The 18,911-nt window shown below is 66.1% G+C and carries 19 protein-coding genes; 14 read left to right on the top strand and 5 right to left on the bottom strand.

Translation table 11 applies throughout. The features are described 5' to 3' along the window. Positions 1-3 precede the first annotated feature (3 nt). Together cydB and J2T47_RS09950 are read left to right on the top strand one after the other, a co-directional pair. Positions 4-1,011 carry a cytochrome d ubiquinol oxidase subunit II gene (gene cydB / locus J2T47_RS09955; RefSeq protein WP_151188409.1) on the top strand — a complete coding sequence of 336 codons (1,008 nt, stop codon included), beginning with the start codon at positions 4-6 and terminating at the stop codon, positions 1,009-1,011. A gap of 11 nt (positions 1,012-1,022) precedes the next feature. Next, positions 1,023-1,172: a DUF2474 domain-containing protein gene (locus J2T47_RS09950; RefSeq protein ID WP_253445412.1), complete on the top strand. Its 150-nt coding sequence runs from the start codon at positions 1,023-1,025 to the stop codon at positions 1,170-1,172. A gap of 83 nt (positions 1,173-1,255) precedes the next feature. On the opposite strand, the gene J2T47_RS09945 is transcribed toward J2T47_RS09950, so the two are convergent. Beyond that, complete coding sequence (locus J2T47_RS09945; RefSeq protein ID WP_253445408.1) at positions 1,256-2,467, bottom strand: MFS transporter; 1,212 nt, start codon at positions 2,465-2,467, stop codon at positions 1,256-1,258. Positions 2,468-2,788: 321 nt separating this feature from the next. Between J2T47_RS09945 and J2T47_RS09940 the strand changes: the two genes are divergently transcribed. Genes J2T47_RS09940 through J2T47_RS09920 form a run of 5 tightly spaced genes read left to right on the top strand, consistent with a single transcriptional unit; the run spans position 2,789 to position 8,904 of the window. Further along, entirely contained in the window at positions 2,789-5,620 is a 2,832-nt protein-coding gene (locus tag J2T47_RS09940) for a xanthine dehydrogenase family protein molybdopterin-binding subunit (protein WP_253445404.1), read from the top strand. Next, positions 5,613-6,152 carry a (2Fe-2S)-binding protein gene (locus J2T47_RS09935; protein ID WP_253445401.1) on the top strand — a complete coding sequence of 180 codons (540 nt, stop codon included), beginning with the start codon at positions 5,613-5,615 and terminating at the stop codon, positions 6,150-6,152. The genes J2T47_RS09940 and J2T47_RS09935 overlap by 8 nt, the downstream gene beginning before the upstream one ends. Positions 6,153-6,154: 2 nt before the next feature. After that, complete coding sequence (locus J2T47_RS09930; protein WP_253445398.1) at positions 6,155-7,366, top strand: cytochrome c; 1,212 nt, start codon at positions 6,155-6,157, stop codon at positions 7,364-7,366. 3 nt (positions 7,367-7,369) lie between these two features. Next, entirely contained in the window at positions 7,370-8,341 is a 972-nt protein-coding gene (locus J2T47_RS09925) for an XdhC family protein (RefSeq protein WP_253445395.1), read from the top strand. Further along, entirely contained in the window at positions 8,338-8,904 is a 567-nt protein-coding gene (locus tag J2T47_RS09920; protein ID WP_253445392.1) for a nucleotidyltransferase family protein, read from the top strand. Before J2T47_RS09925 ends, J2T47_RS09920 begins: the two co-directional genes overlap by 4 nt. 201 nt (positions 8,905-9,105) lie before the next feature. Here J2T47_RS09920 and J2T47_RS09915 read toward each other — a convergent pair whose 3' ends face one another. Both J2T47_RS09915 and J2T47_RS09910 read right to left on the bottom strand, forming a co-directional pair. Beyond that, positions 9,106-9,969 carry an alpha/beta fold hydrolase gene (locus J2T47_RS09915; protein ID WP_253445388.1) on the bottom strand — a complete coding sequence of 288 codons (864 nt, stop codon included), beginning with the start codon at positions 9,967-9,969 and terminating at the stop codon, positions 9,106-9,108. Positions 9,970-10,034: 65 nt separating this feature from the next. Beyond that, the gene (locus tag J2T47_RS09910; RefSeq protein ID WP_253445385.1) at positions 10,035-11,159 is read right to left on the bottom strand and encodes a methyltransferase; all 1,125 of its coding nucleotides are present in this window, start codon (positions 11,157-11,159) and stop codon (positions 10,035-10,037) included. A 336-nt stretch (positions 11,160-11,495) separates the two neighbouring features. On the opposite strand from J2T47_RS09910, the gene J2T47_RS09905 reads away from it, so the two are divergent. The 3 genes from J2T47_RS09905 to J2T47_RS09895 all read left to right on the top strand — a co-directional run bounded on the left by J2T47_RS09905 (position 11,496) and on the right by J2T47_RS09895 (position 15,165). Next, positions 11,496-12,488 carry a TRAP transporter substrate-binding protein gene (locus J2T47_RS09905; RefSeq protein ID WP_253445380.1) on the top strand — a complete coding sequence of 331 codons (993 nt, stop codon included), beginning with the start codon at positions 11,496-11,498 and terminating at the stop codon, positions 12,486-12,488. A 120-nt stretch (positions 12,489-12,608) separates the two neighbouring features. Then, complete coding sequence (locus J2T47_RS09900; protein WP_024764776.1) at positions 12,609-13,385, top strand: ferredoxin--NADP reductase; 777 nt, start codon at positions 12,609-12,611, stop codon at positions 13,383-13,385. A 229-nt stretch (positions 13,386-13,614) separates the two neighbouring features. Then, positions 13,615-15,165, top strand: coding sequence for a TerC family protein (locus tag J2T47_RS09895; RefSeq protein ID WP_253445377.1), 1,551 nt, complete (start codon positions 13,615-13,617; stop codon positions 15,163-15,165). A 24-nt stretch (positions 15,166-15,189) separates the two neighbouring features. On the opposite strand, the gene mscL is transcribed toward J2T47_RS09895, so the two are convergent. After that, a complete protein-coding gene (gene mscL / locus J2T47_RS09890) occupies positions 15,190-15,606 on the bottom strand; it encodes a large-conductance mechanosensitive channel protein MscL (protein WP_045216609.1) in 417 nt (138 codons plus the stop codon). A gap of 171 nt (positions 15,607-15,777) precedes the next feature. Here mscL and J2T47_RS09885 point away from each other — a divergent pair, with 171 nt between their 5' ends. The 3 genes from J2T47_RS09885 (at position 15,778) to radA (ending at position 17,792) form a co-directional block, all read left to right on the top strand. Beyond that, positions 15,778-16,020, top strand: a complete 243-nt coding sequence (locus J2T47_RS09885) for a YdcH family protein (protein WP_081520069.1) — start codon at positions 15,778-15,780, stop codon at positions 16,018-16,020. Positions 16,021-16,096: 76 nt separating this feature from the next. Continuing rightward, on the top strand, positions 16,097-16,339 hold the full coding sequence (locus J2T47_RS09880; RefSeq protein WP_253445373.1) for a hypothetical protein: 243 nt from the start codon (positions 16,097-16,099) through the stop codon (positions 16,337-16,339). A gap of 73 nt (positions 16,340-16,412) precedes the next feature. After that, a complete protein-coding gene (gene radA, locus J2T47_RS09875) occupies positions 16,413-17,792 on the top strand; it encodes a DNA repair protein RadA (RefSeq protein WP_253445369.1) in 1,380 nt (459 codons plus the stop codon). Between the two features lie 68 nt (positions 17,793-17,860). Here the strand turns inward: radA and J2T47_RS09870 are convergent, their stop codons facing one another. After that, positions 17,861-18,229, bottom strand: a complete 369-nt coding sequence (locus J2T47_RS09870) for a PilZ domain-containing protein (RefSeq protein ID WP_045216617.1) — start codon at positions 18,227-18,229, stop codon at positions 17,861-17,863. 175 nt (positions 18,230-18,404) lie between these two features. Between J2T47_RS09870 and J2T47_RS09865 the strand changes: the two genes are divergently transcribed. After that, a complete protein-coding gene (locus tag J2T47_RS09865; RefSeq protein ID WP_253445365.1) occupies positions 18,405-18,911 on the top strand; it encodes a DUF3015 domain-containing protein in 507 nt (168 codons plus the stop codon).

Genomic DNA, 18,911 nt, shown 5'->3' with positions numbered 1-18,911 from the left:
GCCATGGGAATCGATCTTCCGCTGATCTGGGCGATCATCATCATCTTCGGCGTGATGATGTACGTGGTGATGGATGGGTTCGATCTGGGCATCGGCATGCTCTACCCGTTCTTCAAGGACGAGGGCGACCGCGACGTGATGATGAATACCGTTGCGCCGGTCTGGGACGGTAACGAGACCTGGCTGGTACTGGGCGGCGCGGCATTGTTCGGTGCCTTCCCGGTGGCCTATTCGGCCGTGCTCTCGGCGCTGTACCTGCCGCTGATCCTGATGCTCGTCGGGCTGATCTTCCGCGGCGTGGCCTTCGAGTTCCGCTTCAAGGCGCGGGCCAACAAGCGTCACCTGTGGGACAAGTCGTTCATCATCGGCTCGCTGGTGGCGACCTTCTTCCAGGGCGTGGCACTGGGGGCGTTCATCGAGGGCATCCCGGTGGAAAACCGCGCCTTCGCCGGCGGCTCGCTGGACTGGCTGGCTCCTTTCCCGCTGTTCTGCGGCCTCGGCCTGGTAGTCGCCTACAGCCTGCTGGGCTGCACCTGGCTGATCATGAAGACCGAAGGCCGCCTGCAGGAGCGCATGCATGACCTGGCCAGGCCGCTGGCGCTGGTGCTGCTGGCGGTGATCGGCATCGTCAGCCTGTGGACCCCGCTGGCCCACGAGGACATCGCCCAGCGCTGGTTCAGCCTGCCGAACCTGTTCTGGTTCCTGCCGGTGCCGCTGCTGGTGCTGCTGACCTTCTACGGCCTGCTGCGCTCGGTGGCGCGCAATGACCACGTGAAGCCGTTCCTGCTCACCCTGGCGCTGATCTTCCTCGGCTACAGCGGGCTGGGCATCAGCCTGTGGCCGAACATCATCCCGCCGTCGATGTCGATCTGGGATGCCGCGGCGCCGCCGCAGAGCCTGGGCTTCATGCTGGTGGGCGCGCTGTTCATCATTCCCTTCATCCTCGTCTACACCGCCTGGAGCTACTACGTGTTCCGCGGCAAGGTGAAGCACGGCGACGGCTACCACTAGAGGTGCGCAGCATGACTCACGAGGAACCGCAGAAGGCGCCGCTGCGCAAGCGGCTGGGCTGGCTGGTGCTGATCTGGGCGCTGAGCGTTGCAGGCCTGGGTGTCGCGGCCTGGCTGATGCGCCTGTTCATGAGCGCTGCTGGGTTAGGGCCAGCGCACTAGGCTGCGTAATCGATCCCATCCGGGCGCTGCTCGCAGCGCCCGTTCCCACATCCCTCGCTGGTGCTTCCAGCGGGGGATTTTTTTCAGTGCAGCTTGTCGCGCTTGGCCAGTGTCGGGAACAGCTTCATCCACACTCCGGTGACCACCAGCGTGCCGACGCCGCCGAGCACCACCGCCGGCACGGTGCCGAGCCAGTGGGCGGTGAGGCCGGACTCGAACTCGCCCAGCTGGTTCGAGGCACCGATGAACAGGCCGTTCACCGCGCTGACCCGGCCGCGCATCTCGTCCGGGGTTTCCAGCTGCACGAAGGCGCCGCGGATGACCATGCTGATCATGTCCGCCGCGCCCAGCACCACCAGGACCGCCAGGGAGAGCCAGAAGGAGGTCGACAGGCCGAAGGCGATGGTGGCGACGCCGAAGATGCCGACGGCGAGGAACATGATCCGCCCGACGTTGCGTTCGATGGGGAAGCGCGCCAGCCAGAACGACATCAGCAACGCGCCCACCGCCGGGGCCGAGCGCAGCAGGCCCAGGCCCCAGGGGCCGGTCAGCAGGATGTCCTTGGCGAATACCGGCAGCAGCGCGGTGGCGCCCCCCAGCAGCACGGCGAACAGGTCCAGGGAGATGGCGCCGAAGATGTCCGGGCGGCTGCGGATGAAGCGGATGCCGGCCAGCAGCGATTCCAGGGTCGCCTTGCCCTGCGCGGCCGGTGCCTGACGCTTGGGCAGGGTGAGCACCAGCGTGCAGGCGATGAAGTAGAGCACCGCGGTGGGTGTGTAGACCCAGAAGGCGCCGAAGGCATAGAGGAAGCCGCCGAAGGCCGGTGCCGCGATGGTTGCCGCCTGCATGGCCGAGGCGGAGGCCGCCACGGCGCGGGGGAACAGCGCCGTGGGCACGATGTTCGGCAGCAGCGCCTGGGTGGTCGGCATCTCGAAGGCCCGCGCGGTGCCCAGCAGGAAGGCCATCACGAAGATCATCTCGCGGGTCACGTTGTCGGTGCTGGCGCCGATCACCAGCGCGACGGCGATCAGGCCCTGGCCGATCTGGCACAGCGAGGCGATGCGCCGGCGGTCGTAGCGGTCGGCGACGTGGCCGGTGTGCAGCATGAACAGCACGCGCGGGGTGAATTCCACCAATCCCACCAGGCCGAGGTCGAGCACGTTGTGGGTCAGCTCGTAGATGTGCCAGCCGATGGCCACGGTGATCATCTGGAACGCACTGGCGGTGCAGACGCGCGCGAGCCAGAAGGCGAGGAAGGGGCGGTGACGCAGCAGGGACGTGGCTTCGGCGGTCATGGAAAGGGCTTTTGTTAGGAGGCTAAGCAAGGGCTGCGCAGCGTAGCACGCTGTAACACTTTTACGCCTGTCGTCGGCGAAGCCCGCAATTGGCGAATAGTCTCGATGCGTCGACTAAAATTTTCATCGCCGCGACAAGCCGCCCGATTGACTTTGCTTCGCACTATTGAGGTGCGTTAAAGTTGACAGAAGAGTCAGGTTTTCCTGCAGGATCCTTCCTTCGGCGCCATCCCCGAGACGCCCGCGATTCCGCGGCCTCCGAACTCTCTCCAGCACAGAAAAAACGACATGGGCGGGCCTTCACCGTCCAGAGGATGAACCATGTCCAACCGTGATATTTCCCGGCGCGCCTTCCTGCAAGGCGGGCTGATTGCCGGTGTCAGCGTGACCATGGCGCCGCTCGGCAGCCGGGCTTTCGCTGCCCTGATGGAAAACTCCGTCACCGTCTCCCCCCAGCAGTGGATGGGCCACGACGGCAAGGCGCGCTTCCGTAACGACGCGCTGTCCAAGGTCTGCGGCAACAAGGTGTTCGCCCGCGACATCCGTTCGAAAGACATGCCCGGCTGGCCGCAGCAGCAGGGCCACGCCATGCTGCTCAAGACCATCAAGGCCGACCGCATCTTCGACGGCATCGACCTCGCCTGGCTGGGCGCCGAGCTGCAGCCCGACCGCATCGTCACCGCCGAGGACCTGGACAAGGACGGCATCGTCTTCCCCGAGGCCCACGCCCCGGACCCGCTGCTGCCGCGCGGCAAGGTGCCGATGTTCATCGGCCACCCGGTGGCCATCCTGATCTGGAACGACTTCGAGCGCTTCCGTCAGGCCAAGCTGAAGATGAAGTTCAACGACAAGGCGATCCGCTACGGCGCGCAGGCCCCGCTGTACCAGGGCGATCCCTACGGCAGCTTCCGCTACGTGCGCGTCGGTGGCGCGACCTCGGCCGATCCGGACGAGTTCTCCAGCCTCAAGGACTCGATCCTGTTCCCGATGATCCGCGAGCGCAAACCGGTGTGGAACCAGCAGCCCAACCAGCACGGCGACCTCACCGAGCAGGGCCTATTCTACGCGCAGAAGATCAAGGAGCAGATCGACAACCCGCCGGAGAACTGGCTGGTCTTCGACGAGCGCTACAAGACCCCGTCCATCGAACCAGCCGCCATGGAGCCGGACAACGGCAACGGCTGGTACGACCCGGCGAGCAAGACCCTGCACTTCGTCGTCGCCACCCAGTGCCCCTTCGAGGCGGCCTTCGAGACGGCGCACATGATCGCCCCGTCGCGCTTCGGCCTGGCCAAGCTGAACATGCACCCCGGCTACACCGTGGGTTACGGCTCCAAGGACCACAACATCTTCGTCTACTACGCGGCCCTGGCTGCGCTGTATGGCAACGGTGTCCCGGTGCGCCTGGCCAATGACCGCTACGAGCAGTTCCAGAGCGGCATCAAGCGCCACCCGTTCGACATTCGCTACCAGCTGGCGGTGGACAAGAAGGACATGACCTTCAAGATCTTCCGCACCGAGATGAGCGTGGACGGCGGCGGCCGCATCAACTACAGCCCGTCCGTGGCTGCCGTGGGCGCTACCGCCGCGCAGTCGATCTACTACATGCCGCAGAACGACCTGCAGGTGACTGCCTACCATTCCCGCGCCGTCGAGGCCGGTTCCATGCGTGGCTACGGCACCCTGCAGAGCATGGCCGCCACCGAGATGATGGTGGACGAGATCGCCGGTCGCCTGGGCGTCGATGCCATCGAGCTGCGTCGCGTCAACGCGCTGAAGTCGGGCATGAAGAACACCCAGGGCGCGATCCCCGCCGGTGCCCTGCGCCTGCACGAGATCCTCGACAAGGCTGCTGCCCACGAGTGGTGGAAGACCCGCGACGCACGCAAGAAGGAGATGGACGCCAAGGACCCGGACCACTGGTACGGCGTTGGTTTCGCCATCTGCCAGAAGGACTTCGGCACCGGCTCCGAAGCGCCCATGGCGAGCATCGAGTTCGATGCGCAGGGCAAGGTGCACATGCGCCATATCGGCATCGAGATCGGCACCGGCATGTCCACCTCCCAGGCGCTGGTGGTGGCCGACTTCCTCGGCAAACCGGCGGACGAGATGAAGACCGCCGAGACCGAGTGGCCGGAGCTGCAACTGCTCAGCGGCGAAGACCCCTACACCATGAGCCAGCCCACCCAGGACGAGAAGCTGCGCAACCCGCGCTGGGTCGGCAAGTACGCCTCGGCGTCGTCGGCGACCAACTCGGCCTACTACTTCAGCCACGCCACCCGTGAAGCGGCACGCGTGCTGTTCAACCACGGCCTGTGGCCGGCGGCCCTGGAAATCTGGCGTCGCGGTCCGTTCAACGGCGCGGCCAACCCGCTGGTGGTGCGTCGCGAAGACGCCCACTGGGTCGACGGCAAGCTCACCGCCAACGGCCTGCAACCGCTGTCGTTCGCCGAGCTGGCCCAGGTTGCCCACGAGAAGGGCCTGGTCACCGGTGCCACCGTCCACGGCTTCAACCGCTGGAGCTGGGCGGAGTGCGACTACGTCATCGACGGCGTGCGTGACCGCCTGCCGCTGGACGCCCTGGCCGTGAAATACGGCGACGGCGCTCCGGGCGTGAAGAAGGCGCAGATGAACAGCGCCGGCTTCCACCTGCTGGACCGGCAGAACGTGGCCTATCCGCCGGTGCAACTGAACAACGCCGCGGTGACCTACTACAGCCCGGTGGCGACCATCGTCGAGCTGAAGGTGAACAAGGGCAACGGCGAAGTCAGCGTGCTCAACCACCACAGCTGGATCGAGTGCGGCCGGGTGCTGGTGCCCGAGCTGGTCAAGGGCCAGATCGAAGGCGGCACTGCCATGGGCATCGGCCATGCGCTGCTCGAAGACATGCCGTTGTACGAGGGTGGCCCGGGCGAGGGCGACTGGAACTTCAACCGCTACCGTCTCCCGAAGGCGAAGGATGTGGCCGTCTGGCAGCAGAGCTCGGAAATCCTTCCGCCGCTGTCGCCCAGCGACCCGTCCAAGGGCATCGCCGAAGTGGTGATGATCCCGGTGGTCGGCGCCATCAGCAACGCCGTGGCCCACGCCATCGGCAAGCGCGTCCGCGACCTGCCCATCACCCCCGCTCGCATCAAGGAGGCCCTCAATGGCTAACCGTCCGCTCAACCTGACCCTCAATGGTCAAACCGTCGGTCCGGTCGAGGTTCCCGAGGACCTGCCGATGATCGACTACCTGCACGAATACCAGAACCTCACCGGTTCGCGCCTGGGTTGCGGCCAGGGCATCTGCCACGCCTGCGTGGTGATCGTCGACAACCCCGACGGCACCAGCGAGGAGGTGCGCACCTGCATCACCGGCGCGCATTACTTCGAAGGCAAGAAGGTGCGCACCATCGAGGGCCACGCCAAGCGCGAGGAAGACGGTTCGCTGAAGGAGCTGAACCCGATCCAGCAGAAGTTCGTCGACCGCTTCGCCTTCCAGTGCAGCTACTGCGCGCCCGGCTTCGTCAACGCCGCCACCGTGCTGGTGGAGAAGGCCCAGCGCCAGCCGCTGAAGAAGAGCGAACTGGAATCGACCATCGAGGCGAGCCTCGGCCACCACATCTGTCGCTGCACCGGGTACGTGCGTTACTACGACGCCACCCGTGAAGTGCTGACCGATCTCGGCCTGGTCAAGGAGGGCTAAGCATGCAGCGCATTCTTTCCGGTCTCACGCTGGCCATCGGCCTTGGTCTGGCGCTCAGTGCCCAGGCGGCCGACCAGGAGCTGATCAAGCGCGGCGAATACGTCTCCCGCGCCGCCGACTGCATGGCCTGCCACACCGCCGAGGGCGGCGCGCCGTTCGCCGGCGGTCTGCCGATCCACTCGCCGTTCGGCACTATCTACGGCAGCAACATCACCCCGGACAAGGACTTCGGCATCGGCAACTACAGTGCCGACGACTTCTTCTCCGCGCTCACCGAAGGCAAGCGCAAGGACGGGGCCAATCTCTACCCGGCCATGCCCTACACCTCGTACCACCTCATCAAACGCGAGGACAGCGATGCCCTCTACGCCTACCTGATGAGCCAGACGCCGGTGCACCGCGCCGCGCCTGAAACCAGCCTGAGCTTCCCGTTCAACGTGCGCATGGGCCTGTCGGGCTGGAACATGCTCTACGGCGAGAGCGTCCAGCTGGAGAACGCCGAGGGCAAGAGCGCGGCGTACCAGCGTGGCCAGTACCTGGTGGAAGTGCTCGGCCACTGCGGCGAGTGCCATACCCCGCGCAACCAGATCGGCGCCCTGCAGCAGGACAAGCGCCTGACCGGCGGCCTGCTCAACGGCTACAGCGCCCCGAGCCTGCTGGCCCAGGACCTGGCCGAGCGCGGCTGGACCAGCGCCGACCTCACGGGCTTCCTCAAGCACGGCATGAGCCCGCAGGGCAGCATGTTCAACGAGATGTTCCCGGTGATGCACCTGAGCACCCAGCACCTGGGTGACGAGGACCTCGCCGCCATGTCCACCTACCTGCTCGGCGAGCAGCCGCCGCAGGCCAAGGTGGTGCAGGCGGTGACCGAGGACAAGCTCAGCGACAGCGCCAAGCGTGGCCGCCAGCAGTACCTCAACGTCTGCGCCGGCTGTCACGGCAACGACGGCGAGGGCAAGCCGCACATCGCCGTGGCCATGCAGGGCAACACCACCCTGCGCCTGGCCGATTCGCGCAACCTGGCCAAGGTCATTGTCGAGGGCATCCGCGAGCAGCAGTTCACCGGTTTCGAGCGCATGCAGCCGATGCCGGGCTTCGCCGACAAGCTCAATGACGAGCAGCTCACCGACCTGATCAACTACCTGCGTCAGGCCTGGGGTGGCCTGCCGGGTGACATGGGCGTACAACAGGTCGCTCAACTCAAGGCGGAGTGAGTCGTGCAGCATCTCGATCTGCAAGTAGTCCGGCAGGCGCTCCAGTGGTCCAACGCCGGGCAGCGCGTGTGGCTGTGCAGCGTGCTCTTCACCTATGGCTCGGCGCCCCGCGCGCCGGGCTCGCTGCTGGCGGTCAACGCCAGCGGCCAGTGGGTGGGCTCGCTGTCCGGCGGCTGCGTCGAGGATGACTTCCTCGAGCGTGTCGCCGAAGGCGAGTTCAGCGAGCCGGTGGTGGTCGTGCGCTACGGCGACGGCAGCGACACCCGCACGAACATCCGCCTGCCCTGCGGCGGCATCCTCGACGTGCTGGTGGAAAACCTCGCGCCCGATTGCGACGTGCAGGCCCACCTGCGCGAGCTGGAATCGGCGCTGCTCGGCCAGCGTCGCCTGCTGCGCGAAGTGAATCTCCAGGACGGCAGCCGCCGCCTGAGCGACGACCACGAGCACGGCCCGCGGGTCGAGCGTGACGAAGCCCGCGTGCAGCTGCGCGTCGGTGCTGCGCAACGCCTGCTGCTGGCGGGGTACTCCAGCGTTGCGCATTTCTGTGCAGAGTTCGGCAAGGGCCTGGGTTTTGAGGTGATCCTCTGTGATCCCCGCGAAGAGGCGCTGGACGGCGTGGTGCTGGACGGCATCGAAATCCGCCGCGAACTGCCGTCGATCTTCATCGCCAACGGCGGCTGCCACGCGGACACCGCCGTGGTCGCCCTGACCCACGACCCGAAGATCGACGACCTGGCGATGCTCGAAGCCGTGCGTACAGAAGCCTTCTATATCGGCGTGATGGGTTCGCGCACCACCTCCGACAAGCGCCGCGAGCGCCTGCACCGCATCGGTGGCCTGAACGACGCTGACCTGGCGCGCGTGCATGCCCCCATCGGCCTCAACCTCGGCAGCAAGACCCCGGCGGAAATCGCCCTGGCCGTGCTCGCCGACATCCTGCGTACCCGCAGCGGCATCGCCCGCGAGGCGCTGTGATGGTCGTGGCGCTGGTCCTGGCCGCCGGCCAGGGCTCGCGCTTCGGCGCGGACAAGCGCCGCGCAACCTTGCCTGATGGGCGCAGCCTGCTGGCGCACAGCGTCGAACGTGCATTGGCGGTATTCGATGAGGTGCGCGTGGTGCTGCGTGACGGCGAGCGGGCGGAAGAATTTGGCCTGCCCGCCGGCTGCCGGGTGTTCCACAGTCCGGACGCAGCGCTCGGCATGGGGCACAGTCTGGCGGCCGGCGCGGCTTCGCTGATCGACTCGCAGGCGCAGGCCGTGGCCATCCTGCTCGGCGATATGCCGTGGATCGCCCCGCAGACCCTGCAGCAATTGGCTGACGCTGCATCGGCCGCGAGCATTCTCTTTCCGCTATTCGATGGCCAGCGCGGCCACCCCGTGCTGTTCGGCCGTGAGTTCTGGCCGGCACTGACGCAGCTCACCGGCGACGAAGGCGCCCGCACGGTGGTTCAGGCAAATCGAGATCGTTGCATCACCCTGGAAGTCACCGACGCCGGCGTGCTGCGCGACGTCGATACCCCCGACGCTCTGCGTTGCTGACCGGGTTCGCGAGCAAGCTCGCTCCTACAGGTTGGCACCGGCGTTTCCCTTGTAGGAGCGAGGGGGACGCCATCGTTATTGCTCGCGAACCCCGGCGGCGCCTATGCGCCAGGTGCTCGCTGTAGGGCGAGTAACGCGCCAGCGTTATCCGCCGCCAAAGCCAACGGCGCATAACCTGTTCCAGGTTATGCGCCCTACGAGTCAGTGCTTTGCCAACCACTGCGCAATACGCGGCCAGATTTCCAGGCTGGCATTGCGCGACAGCAGCAGGCGGTTGTGGCTGTAATCCTCCCGCGCCCCGGTCGCCAGCCCGAACAGCTCCAGATTCGCCTGCGTCCCGCCAAAGGCCCTCACCAGCGCCTCGCACCCCGCGAGCGGTGCAATGAAGGTATCGCCGCTACCCGCCACGCCTAGCACGGGCAGCTCGACGCCGCGCAGACCTTGGAGATAATCGAAGCCTTCCAGCGAATCGAACCGCCGGCGGAAATTCCACTGGCACCATTGGCGCATCAGCCGGGCGCTCTCCGCCTCGGGCCCGACGCTCTTCGCGCGGCTGGGCGCGATGCGCCGCCAGCGCAGCATCCAGTCGAAAGCCTGCAGCATCAGCCAGTGCCGTGGGCTGGTGCCGGCCGCGGTGGCCTGTGAACCGATCAGCACCAGTGAGCGCAACCGTCGCTGCGCCAGCTCGGGGTGGCGCGCCGCCCACATCGAGACGATCAGCCCGCCGCCGGAATGGCCGACCCAGTGCAGCGCCGCCTGCCCGCTGCGCTGGCTCACGGCCTCGAGAATCGCCGGCACGTCCTGCTCGGCCACGTCGTCGAAGCTGTGCAGGAAATCGTTGCGCCCGCTGTCGCCATGCCCGCGCCAGTCGAACAGCCAGCAGGCGAAGCCCTGGCTACCCAGGTAATTGGCCAGGCCCAGGCAACTGCGGTGGTTGGAGAAGGTGCCGTGGGTCAGCACCACCGGCACGCCGTCCGCCGGGCCTACGCGGCGCAGGGCGAGATCGACTCCGTCGGCGGTGCGGATCAGTTCGGGAGGGATGAGGGCGGCTTCCTGTGCGGTCATGGCGCGCTTCCGAGTGGGGGCGATCCATGCTGCTCCGGCGCGCGGGCCGGAGCAATCCCGACAGCTTATCTGGTCGCTTTCAGCACCACGAATTTCGGATTCGCCGCCACCTGCTCGACGCCGCGGAACAGGCGCTTGAGCTTGGCGTGATAGCCCAGGTGGCGGTTGCCGACGATCCACAGCTCGCCGCCGGTGACCAGTGCGGCGCGGGCCTGCTGGAACATGCGCCAGGCGAGGAAGTCGCCGACTACCTGCTGCTGGTGGAAGGGCGGGTTGCAGAGGATCAGGTCCAGGGAATCGGCAGGCTGGCTGGCGAGGCCATCGTCGGGGTGGATGTCCACCGGGCGGTCGCCCAGGGCGGCCTGCCAGTTCTCCCGCGCAGACTGCACGGCCATGTACGACTCATCCACCAGCGTCAGCTCGGCCTGCGGATTGAGCAGGGCGAAGGCGGTGCCCAGCACGCCGTTGCCGCAACCCAGGTCGGCCGCGCGCACGGCGTGGTGCACCTGCGGCAGGTGCGGGAGGAAGGCGCGGGTGCCGATGTCCAGGCCTTCGCGGCAGAACACGTTGGCGTGGTTCAGCAGCGTCAGCGCAGGTTTGTCCAGACGGTAGCGGCTGGGGTAGGGCGAGGAGGGCGCCGGGCGATCCTCGGCCGTGGCCACCAGCAGGCGGGCCTTCTTCACGGCGAGCGAAGCCTGCATCGGGCCGATGTACTTCTCCAGCAGATCGCCGGCGGCGTGCGGCAGGTGCTTGACCATGCCGGCGGCGACCACTTTGGCGCCCGGCGCGAGCTGGCCGTGCAGGCGGATCAGCTGTTCCTCCAGCAGGGCGAGGGTCTTGGGTACGCGGACCAGCACATGGTCGAACGGGCCTTGCGGCGTTTCGCTGGCGGGGACGAAGGTCAGCGGCGCATCGGCGAGGCCGTTGCGTTCGAGGTTGCGCTCAAGGGCGATGAAGCCCAGGTGCGAATCGCCGCTGCTGGTCAGGCGCACGTGGGGCGCGAGGCTGGCGGCGAGGGCGCCGAAGCTGTCGTTGAGTACCAGAACGCGGCTGTCCGCAGCGACACCCTGCTCGTGGAGATGGGCGAGCAGGTACTCGTCGGCCGCATCGAAGGCCTGCAGCGGGTCTTCGCGCTGTTCGGGGTGGCGGACCAGGTCGAGCTGGGCGAAGGGGCTGGCGAGGACGGGCATGGGGCTCTCGAAACGACGGAAATGGCTGAGATAGAGGTGTTGCTTCGCTGGCAATGAGTGATGGCTTATTGCAACGATATTGTCATCAAATTGAGACGTGGTTTACGTGTTCCTGCTTGTGCGGGCGCGCGTTATACCGAAAAATTATGACCTATCCGTTCGCGCTCGTCTGCGCGGCGGCCTCCCAATAATAACCGGGCGCTCCTTGCGACCCGGTAGGGCCCGATCCCGGAGCGCGTCTCCGCCGACCGACGGCCACCCTTCCAAGTCTTCACGAATCCTCGACACGCGACTCCCGTTCGCGCGCCGGGCTATTGCCATTGCATAAGGATGTCGATGTACAAGTCGTTGCTCGGGGTGGCGCTGTCCGCCCTTTTCCTCGTGGCCCAGCCGGTTTTCGCCGATGCGCCCATCGTGATCAAGTTCTCCCACGTCGTCGCCGATGACACGCCCAAGGGCCGTGGTGCGCTGCTGTTCAAGAAACTGGTGGAAGAGCGCCTGGCCGGCCAGGTGAAGGTCGAGGTGTTCCCCAACTCCACCCTGTTCGGCGATGCCGATGAACTGCAGGCGCTGCAGGACGGCAAGGTGCAGATGCTGGCGCCGTCGCTGTCGAAGTTCGAGGGCTACACCAAGCAGCTGGAAGTGTTCGATTTGCCGTTCCTGTTCGACGACCTGGAAGCGGTGAAACGCTTCCAGAAGCGCGACAAGAGCCGCGAACTGCTGCATTCCATGGCGCGTTCGGGCATCTACGGCCTGGCCTACTGGAACAACGGCATGAAGCAGCTTTCGGCTAACCGCGAGCTGCGCGCGCCGGCCGATGCCAAGGGCCTGGCCTTCCGCATCCAGCCGTCTTCGGTGATCAACGCCCAGTTCGGCCTGCTCGACGCCACCGCGGTGAAGATGCCCTTCGCCGAGACCCTCAAGGCGCTGCAGGATGGCAAGGTGCAGGGTACCGAGAACACCTGGTCGAACATCGGCAGCCAGAAGCTCGACAGCGTCCAGCCGTTCATCACCGAGACCAACCACGGTGTGCTCAGCTACATGGTGATCAGCAACCAGAAGTTCTGGAACAGCATGCCGTACCCGGTGCGCACCCAGCTGGAAAGCATCATCGAAGAGGTCACCGTCGAGGTGAACAAGGACGCCGAGGCGCTGAACCAGAAGGAACGCGAGCACGTGGTCGGCAACGGCAAGGCGCGCATCATCGCCCTGACCCCGGCCGAGCGCGAAGCCTGGCGCACCGCCATGCAGCCGCTGTGGAAACAGTTCGAAGGCGAGATCGGCACCGATGTGCTGCGCGCCGCCCAGGTGGTGAACCGCAAGCACTGATCAGCAGACACTGATCCAGCGCAGGCTTGTGGCGATCTCCCCGGATAGCCACAAGCCTTGCGGGTGTTTCTCGCGCCGGGAATACGGGAAAATGGGCCGTTGCCTGCAAAGGAGCGGACGATGACCGCCAGCGAAGAGAAGTTCACCCGCCAGACCCTGGTGGAGGTGCAGACGCTCACCCCGAGCCTGTTCACCCTGCGCACCACCCGCGACAGCGGCTACCGCTTCCGCGCCGGGCAGTTCGCCCGCCTGGGCGTGTACAAGCCCAGCGGCAGCATCGTCTGGCGCGCCTACTCGATGGTTTCGGCGCCCCACGACGACTTCCTCGAGTTCTTCTCCATCGTCGTTCCCGGCGGTGAATTCACCAGCGAGCTCAGCCGCCTGCGCGTCGGTGACCAGTTGCTGGTGGATCGCCAGGCCTTCGGCTTCCTCACCCTCGACCGCTTCCCCGACGGTCGCGACCTCTGGCTGCTGTCCACCGGCACCGGCCTGGCGCCGTTCCTGTCGATCCTGCAGGACTTCGAGGTGTGGGAGCGCTTCGAGACCATCAAGCTGGTCTACAGCGCCCGCGAGGAAAAGGAACTGGCCTACCGCGACCTGATCGCCAGCTTCGGTGCGATGGAGCACCTGGCCGAGCATATCCACAAGCTGCAGTTCATCCCGGTGGTCACCCGCGAACAGGTACCCGGCTGCCTGAACGCGCGGATCACCACGCTGATCGAGAACGGCGAGCTGGAACGCGCCGCCGGTCTGGAACTTACCCCGGAACATTCGCGGGTGATGCTCTGCGGCAACCCGCAGATGATCGAGGACACCCGCGCCGTGCTGAAGGCCCGTGGCATGAGCCTGGCGCTGACGCGCAAGCCCGGCCAGATCGCCGTGGAAAACTATTGGTAAGGTCGGCTCGATAGATTTTGAAAAGATTGTCCCCTTAGGGCCGCGAGGCTTTGCCCTTAGGATGGGCGTCCGTTTCCCTTTTTTCGGACCTTATGGACAGTCAAAGTACAACGCCGATCCCCGTATCTACCTGTGTAGAGCCGGCGTTCGGCGAACCTCCCCCGGCACCCGCGTTCGCGGATAAGCCTTCCCAGCCTGCCATGGCGCGCGCCCAGCGAGGTCGTTCGACATGGAATGGTTGATGGACCCCACGGCCTGGCTCGGCCTGCTCACCCTGATCCTGCTCGAGCTGGTGCTCGGCATCGACAACCTGGTCTTCATCGCGATCCTCGCGGACAAGCTGCCGCCGCACCTGCGTGACCGCGCGCGGCTGATCGGCCTGTCGCTGGCGCTGCTGATGCGCCTGGGCCTGCTGGCGAGCATTTCCTGGCTGGTCACGCTCACCGAGCCGCTGATCGATGTGTTCGGCAAGAGCTTCTCCGGCCGCGACCTGATCATGCTGTTCGGTGGTCTGTTCCTGTTGTTCAAGGCGACCCTGGAGCTGCATGAGCGCCTGGAAGGCCGCGTGCATACATCCAACGGCAAGCGCGTCTACGCCGCCTTCTGGCCGGTGGTCGCGCAGATCGTGGTGCTGGATGCGGTGTTCTCCCTCGACGCGGTGATCACCGCCGTGGGCATGGTCGAGCAGCTGGAAGTGATGATGATCGCGGTCATCTTCTCCATCGGCCTGATGATGGTGGCCAGCAAGCCGCTGACCCGCTTCGTCAACGAGCACCCGACGGTGATCATGCTGTGCCTGGGCTTCCTGCTGATGATCGGTTTCAGCCTGACGGCCGAAGGCCTGGGCTTCCATATCCCGAAAGGCTACCTGTACGCCGCCATCGGCTTCAGCCTGCTGATCGAGATGGCCAACCAGCTGGTCCGCTGGAAACGCCAGAAGAGCCAGCGCGGCCAGCGTGGCCTGCGTCAGCGCACGGCCCACGCCGTGTTGCGCCTGATGGGCGGCAAGGTCGACGCCGACGAAGTGGGCGAAGACATCGCCGACCTGGTGGGCCCGGACGATGGCGGCGACGCGCCGTTCCACCGCCGCGAGCGGGTGATGATCAGCGGCGTGCTGGGCCTGGCCGAGCGTCCGGTGAAGGCCGTGATGATCGACCGCCAGCGCGTACACCGCGTGGACGTGGCCGACAGCCCGGAGAACATCCGCCGTGCGCTGCTGGAGTCGCCCTACTCGCGCCTGCTGGTGATTCGCGAAGGCAACATCGACGAGCCGTTGGGCTATGTGCACAAGAAGGAGCTGTTCTCCGCCCTGCTGCAGGGGCGTGAGCTGGACATCCTGCCGCTGCTGCGCGAGCCGCTGAGCCTGCCGGACAGCAGCACGGTGCTGGGCGCTCTGGAGCTGATGCGCGAGGCCTCGACCCACCTGGCCTTCGTGGTCAACGAGTTCGGTGGCTTCGAGGGCATGCTGAGCATGACCGACGTGCTGGAGGCCATCGCCGGCGAATTGCCGGACGCCAGCGAGGTGTCCGGTACGGACATCGAAGCGGAGGCGGGGGCTTACCGGGTGGACGGCGCCGTGACGCTGTCGGCGCTGGCCGAACGGGTCGGCTTCCATGCCCGCCCGACGGCGGAGTACCAGACCCTCGGCGGGCTGGCGCTCAAGCACCTTGGCCGCTTGCCGGCCAAGGGAGACACGCTGGAACTGGGCGGCTGGCGCCTGGAGGTGACGGACGTCAGCGAGCGGCGCATCGGTCGTGTGCTGCTGACGCCGCCGGGCTGACGGCGTGCCCGCTCAGCGATCTGCTCAGGGAGCGCGGTTGTTCTGCTGCTTGAGCAGGTCGCGGATCTCGGTCAGCAGGGTTTCTTCAGCGCTCGGCACCGGCGGGGCGCTGGGCTCCACGGCCTCTTCGCGCTTGAGCTTGTTGATGGCCTTCACGCCCATGAAGATGGCGAATGCCACGATGATGAAGTCCAGGCAGGTCTGAATGAATTTGCCGTAGGCCAGCATCACCGCCGGTGTCTGACCCTCGGCGGCCTTGAGCGTGATCGCCAGGTCGGAGAAGTCCATGCCGCCAATCAGCAGGCCGATGGGCGGCATGATCACGTCGCCGACGAAGGACGAGACGATCTTGCCGAACGCAGCGCCGATGATGATGCCGACGGCCATGTCGACCACGTTGCCCTTGACCGCGAAGGCCTTGAATTCGTTGAGCAGACTCATGCACAGACTCCTTGTTACGCAAGATAGAGGGGACAGGCGCAGTTTAGCGGCCCGTCGCCGTCTGAACACCCCGCACGCGGTCAATTCCTGCGGTATGACCGGCGGCGCTGGGCGTCATCGTGCTGTGGTCTAGGCTTATCGGGCAGCCCATCAACATGAAGGAGGCCCGTCATGCCGCTCGAGCATCATCCCCTGTCCCGTGAATTCCCCGACCAGAAGGCGCTGATGACCCGGTTGCACGGGAAGGACGCGAACTTCACCCGCATGGCTGCCAGTTACGAGGAGCTGGACAAGAAGATCTACGACATCGAGGACGGCCGCCAGGCGATGGACGACCTCGCTCTCAATTCCCTCAAGCTGCAGCGCGTGGCGTTGAAGGACGAGATTTCCGACCTGCTCAAGCGATCCGGCTGAGCTTGATCAAAGTCAAAGGTGTGTGTCGGAGCGAGGCGTAGGCTCCCGTCATCTCTTTCCAACCGGTGCCACCGCCATGCGTAAAGCCATCTCGTCCTCTGGCAAGTCCGTCACCAAGCTCCCGAAACGCAACGTCGAAGCCCTGCGCGCCCAGGAGCGCCTGGTCCGCCTGAAGCTGCAATACGAGCTGCTGGACCAGCGCATCGGTCGCGTGGAAGAAGGCATCGAACGCCCCGACTGCACCCTGGCTTCGCTGCTGATGCGTCGCGAAAGCCTCAAGCACGATATGGAGAGCCAGTACCGCCGCCTGGCGAGCTAAGAACTTTTTTACGTTCTGAAGCGCTCCCTCGATTGGCTTATGATGGGGACTTTGCATTCGACGGAAGTCCCCCATGGCCAAGGCCAAGCGCATGTACGGCTGCACCGAGTGCGGCGCCACCTACCCGAAGTGGGCCGGTCAATGCCCTGATTGCGGCGCCTGGAACACCCTGGTCGAGACCGTCATCGACACCACTCCCACCGGCGGCTCGGGCAGCAGCCCGTCCGGCCGTGGCGGCTGGGCCGGCCAGCAGGCCAACATCAAGACCCTCGCCGAAGTCAGCGTCGAGGAAATGCCGCGCTTCTCCACCGCCTCGGCGGAGCTCGACCGCGCCCTGGGCGGCGGTCTGGTGGACGGCTCGGTGGTGCTGATCGGCGGCGACCCTGGCATCGGCAAGTCCACCATCCTCCTGCAGACCCTCTGCAACATCGCCACGCGTCTGCCGGCGCTCTATGTCACGGGTGAGGAATCCCAGCAGCAGGTCGCCATGCGTGCCCGCCGCCTGGGGCTGCCCGAAGACAAGCTCAAGGTCATGACCGAGACCTGCATCGAAACCATTATCGCCACGGCGCGCCAGGAGCAGCCCAAGGTGATGGTGATCGACTCGATCCAGACCATCTTCACCGAACAGTTGCAGTCCGCGCCCGGCGGAGTTGCTCAGGTGCGCGAAAGTGCGGCGCTGCTGGTGCGCTTCGCCAAGCAGAGCGGCACGGCGATCTTCCTGGTCGGCCACGTCACCAAGGAAGGCTCCCTGGCCGGCCCGCGCGTGCTGGAGCACATGGTCGACACGGTGCTGTATTTCGAGGGCGAATCCGACGGCCGCCTGCGCCTGCTGCGGGCGGTGAAGAATCGCTTCGGCGCGGTGAACGAACTGGGCGTGTTCGCCATGACCGACCGTGGTCTGAAGGAAGTTTCCAACCCGTCGGCCATCTTCCTCACCCGCGCCCAGGAGTCGGTGCCGGGCAGCGTGGTCATGGCCACCTGGGAAGGCTCGCGACCGATGCTGGTGGAAGTGCAGGCGCTGGTGGACACCAGCCACCTGGCCAATCCGCGCCGCGTGACCCTGGGCCTGGACCAGAACCGCCTGGCCATGCTGCTGGCGGTGTTGCACCGCCACGGCGGCATCCCGACCTACGACCAGGATGTGTTCCTCAACGTGGTCGGCGGTGTGAAGGTGCTGGAGACGGCGTCAGACCTGGCGCTGATGGCGGCGGTGATGTCCAGCCTGCGCAACCGTCCGCTGGATCACCAGTTGCTGGTGTTCGGCGAGGTCGGCCTGTCTGGCGAGGTGCGGCCGGTGCCCAGCGGTCAGGAACGTCTGAAGGAAGCGGCCAAGCACGGCTTCAAGCGCGCCATCGTGCCCAAGGGCAACGCGCCGAAGGAGTCGCCGCCCGGCCTGCAGGTGATTGCGGTCACGCGCCTGGAGCAGGCGCTGGATGCGTTGTTCGAATAGATCGTCGTGCTCCTGTAGGAGTGGGCCATGCCCGCGATCGCGCCCATGGGGCGCTCCTGCAGGGAGTTTCAGTGTTCGCTGAGCAGCGTCAGCTCACGCTCCAGCAGCGACTCGTCGCCCAGGTTCAGCTCCACCAGCCGGCGCAGGTGGCTGATCGAATCCAGGTCGATGTGCCGGCAGTTGAAGCCCAGCAGGCCTTCGCGCTCCCAGGCGAGGTCGGCCTCCATATAGACGTTGACGTCGAAGCCCAGGTAGATGCGCACCTGCACCGGTTCCTGCGCGACGATGCTCCAGTGTTCCGGCCGCTGCACCAGCAGGCCCTGCAGGGACAGGTCGAGCAGCGTCACCTTCCAGCGCAGGTCGCCCTGGCTGATCTCGGTGCCGGCGTCGAAGGCGATGCGCTGGAAGCGCCGGCGCTCGTCGTGATCGTCAGTCATGTCGTGGCTCTCCGGCCGTTTCTGCTTCGCCTCACTATAGACGTAAGGCATTACTGACGCGTCGTACGTCGATTGCTGACGTTCCGTCAGACGCAGCCTGCGCCGGTTTGACAGCCTACGGACCCTCGCCAAAGCTCCATGTGCGTCTAACCACTACAACTGCGGAGTGCATAACATGGACAAAAAGCTCGTGAGCAAGGGGTTGATCTTCGGCGTACTGAGTGCCGCCAGTCTGCTGGCGCAGGCCGACCAGGCGGGGGGCGGTGGCTGCGGCTGGGGCAACATGGTGTTCGAGGGCCAGCGCGGGCTGTTCCCGCATCTGCTGGCGACCACGACCAACGGGACCTCGGGCAACGCCACCTTCGGCCTGACCTCCGGTACTAACGGCTGTGATTCCAGTGTGCGTCTGGGCTACGGCGGTCGCTCGATCTTCGCCATGAACGGCATGCTCGACAACATCGCCGAGAACATGGCCCAGGGCCATGGCGAGGCCCTGGACGCCTACGCCGTCCTGCTCGGCATTCCGACCCAGGATCGCGCGCACTTCGCCCAGGTCACCCAACAGCACTTCGGTGAGATCTTCACTTCCAAGGACGCCACCGGCGAGCAGGTGCTGAACAACACCCTGGCCGTGATGAGCCGTGACCAGACCCTGGCGCAGTATGCCAAGCAGCCGGCCTGA

Origin of the sequence: Pseudomonas nitroreducens (genome assembly GCF_024170165.1) — a bacterium.
Classification (GTDB): domain Bacteria; phylum Pseudomonadota; class Gammaproteobacteria; order Pseudomonadales; family Pseudomonadaceae; genus Pseudomonas; species Pseudomonas nitroreducens_C.
Note: the sequence above shows the minus strand (reverse complement) of the source record. Positions and strands in the feature narration are given on the sequence as shown.

Excerpts from the sequence above, each read along its gene's own strand:
- cydB (WP_151188409.1), top strand. The coding sequence starts at position 4 with ATGGGAATCGATCTTCCGCTGATCTGGGCGATCATCATCATCTTCGGC.
- J2T47_RS09950 (WP_253445412.1), top strand. The coding sequence starts at position 1,023 with ATGACTCACGAGGAACCGCAGAAGGCGCCGCTGCGCAAGCGGCTGGGC.
- J2T47_RS09945 (WP_253445408.1), bottom strand. The coding sequence starts at position 2,467 with ATGACCGCCGAAGCCACGTCCCTGCTGCGTCACCGCCCCTTCCTCGCC.
- J2T47_RS09940 (WP_253445404.1), top strand. The coding sequence starts at position 2,789 with ATGTCCAACCGTGATATTTCCCGGCGCGCCTTCCTGCAAGGCGGGCTG.
- J2T47_RS09935 (WP_253445401.1), top strand. The coding sequence starts at position 5,613 with ATGGCTAACCGTCCGCTCAACCTGACCCTCAATGGTCAAACCGTCGGT.
- J2T47_RS09930 (WP_253445398.1), top strand. The coding sequence starts at position 6,155 with ATGCAGCGCATTCTTTCCGGTCTCACGCTGGCCATCGGCCTTGGTCTG.
- J2T47_RS09915 (WP_253445388.1), bottom strand. The coding sequence starts at position 9,969 with ATGACCGCACAGGAAGCCGCCCTCATCCCTCCCGAACTGATCCGCACC.
- J2T47_RS09910 (WP_253445385.1), bottom strand. The coding sequence starts at position 11,159 with ATGCCCGTCCTCGCCAGCCCCTTCGCCCAGCTCGACCTGGTCCGCCAC.
- J2T47_RS09905 (WP_253445380.1), top strand. The coding sequence starts at position 11,496 with ATGTACAAGTCGTTGCTCGGGGTGGCGCTGTCCGCCCTTTTCCTCGTG.
- J2T47_RS09900 (WP_024764776.1), top strand. The coding sequence starts at position 12,609 with ATGACCGCCAGCGAAGAGAAGTTCACCCGCCAGACCCTGGTGGAGGTG.
- J2T47_RS09895 (WP_253445377.1), top strand. The coding sequence starts at position 13,615 with ATGGAATGGTTGATGGACCCCACGGCCTGGCTCGGCCTGCTCACCCTG.
- mscL (WP_045216609.1), bottom strand. The coding sequence starts at position 15,606 with ATGAGTCTGCTCAACGAATTCAAGGCCTTCGCGGTCAAGGGCAACGTG.
- J2T47_RS09885 (WP_081520069.1), top strand. The coding sequence starts at position 15,778 with ATGCCGCTCGAGCATCATCCCCTGTCCCGTGAATTCCCCGACCAGAAG.
- J2T47_RS09880 (WP_253445373.1), top strand. The coding sequence starts at position 16,097 with ATGCGTAAAGCCATCTCGTCCTCTGGCAAGTCCGTCACCAAGCTCCCG.
- radA (WP_253445369.1), top strand. The coding sequence starts at position 16,413 with ATGGCCAAGGCCAAGCGCATGTACGGCTGCACCGAGTGCGGCGCCACC.
- J2T47_RS09870 (WP_045216617.1), bottom strand. The coding sequence starts at position 18,229 with ATGACTGACGATCACGACGAGCGCCGGCGCTTCCAGCGCATCGCCTTC.
- J2T47_RS09865 (WP_253445365.1), top strand. The coding sequence starts at position 18,405 with ATGGACAAAAAGCTCGTGAGCAAGGGGTTGATCTTCGGCGTACTGAGT.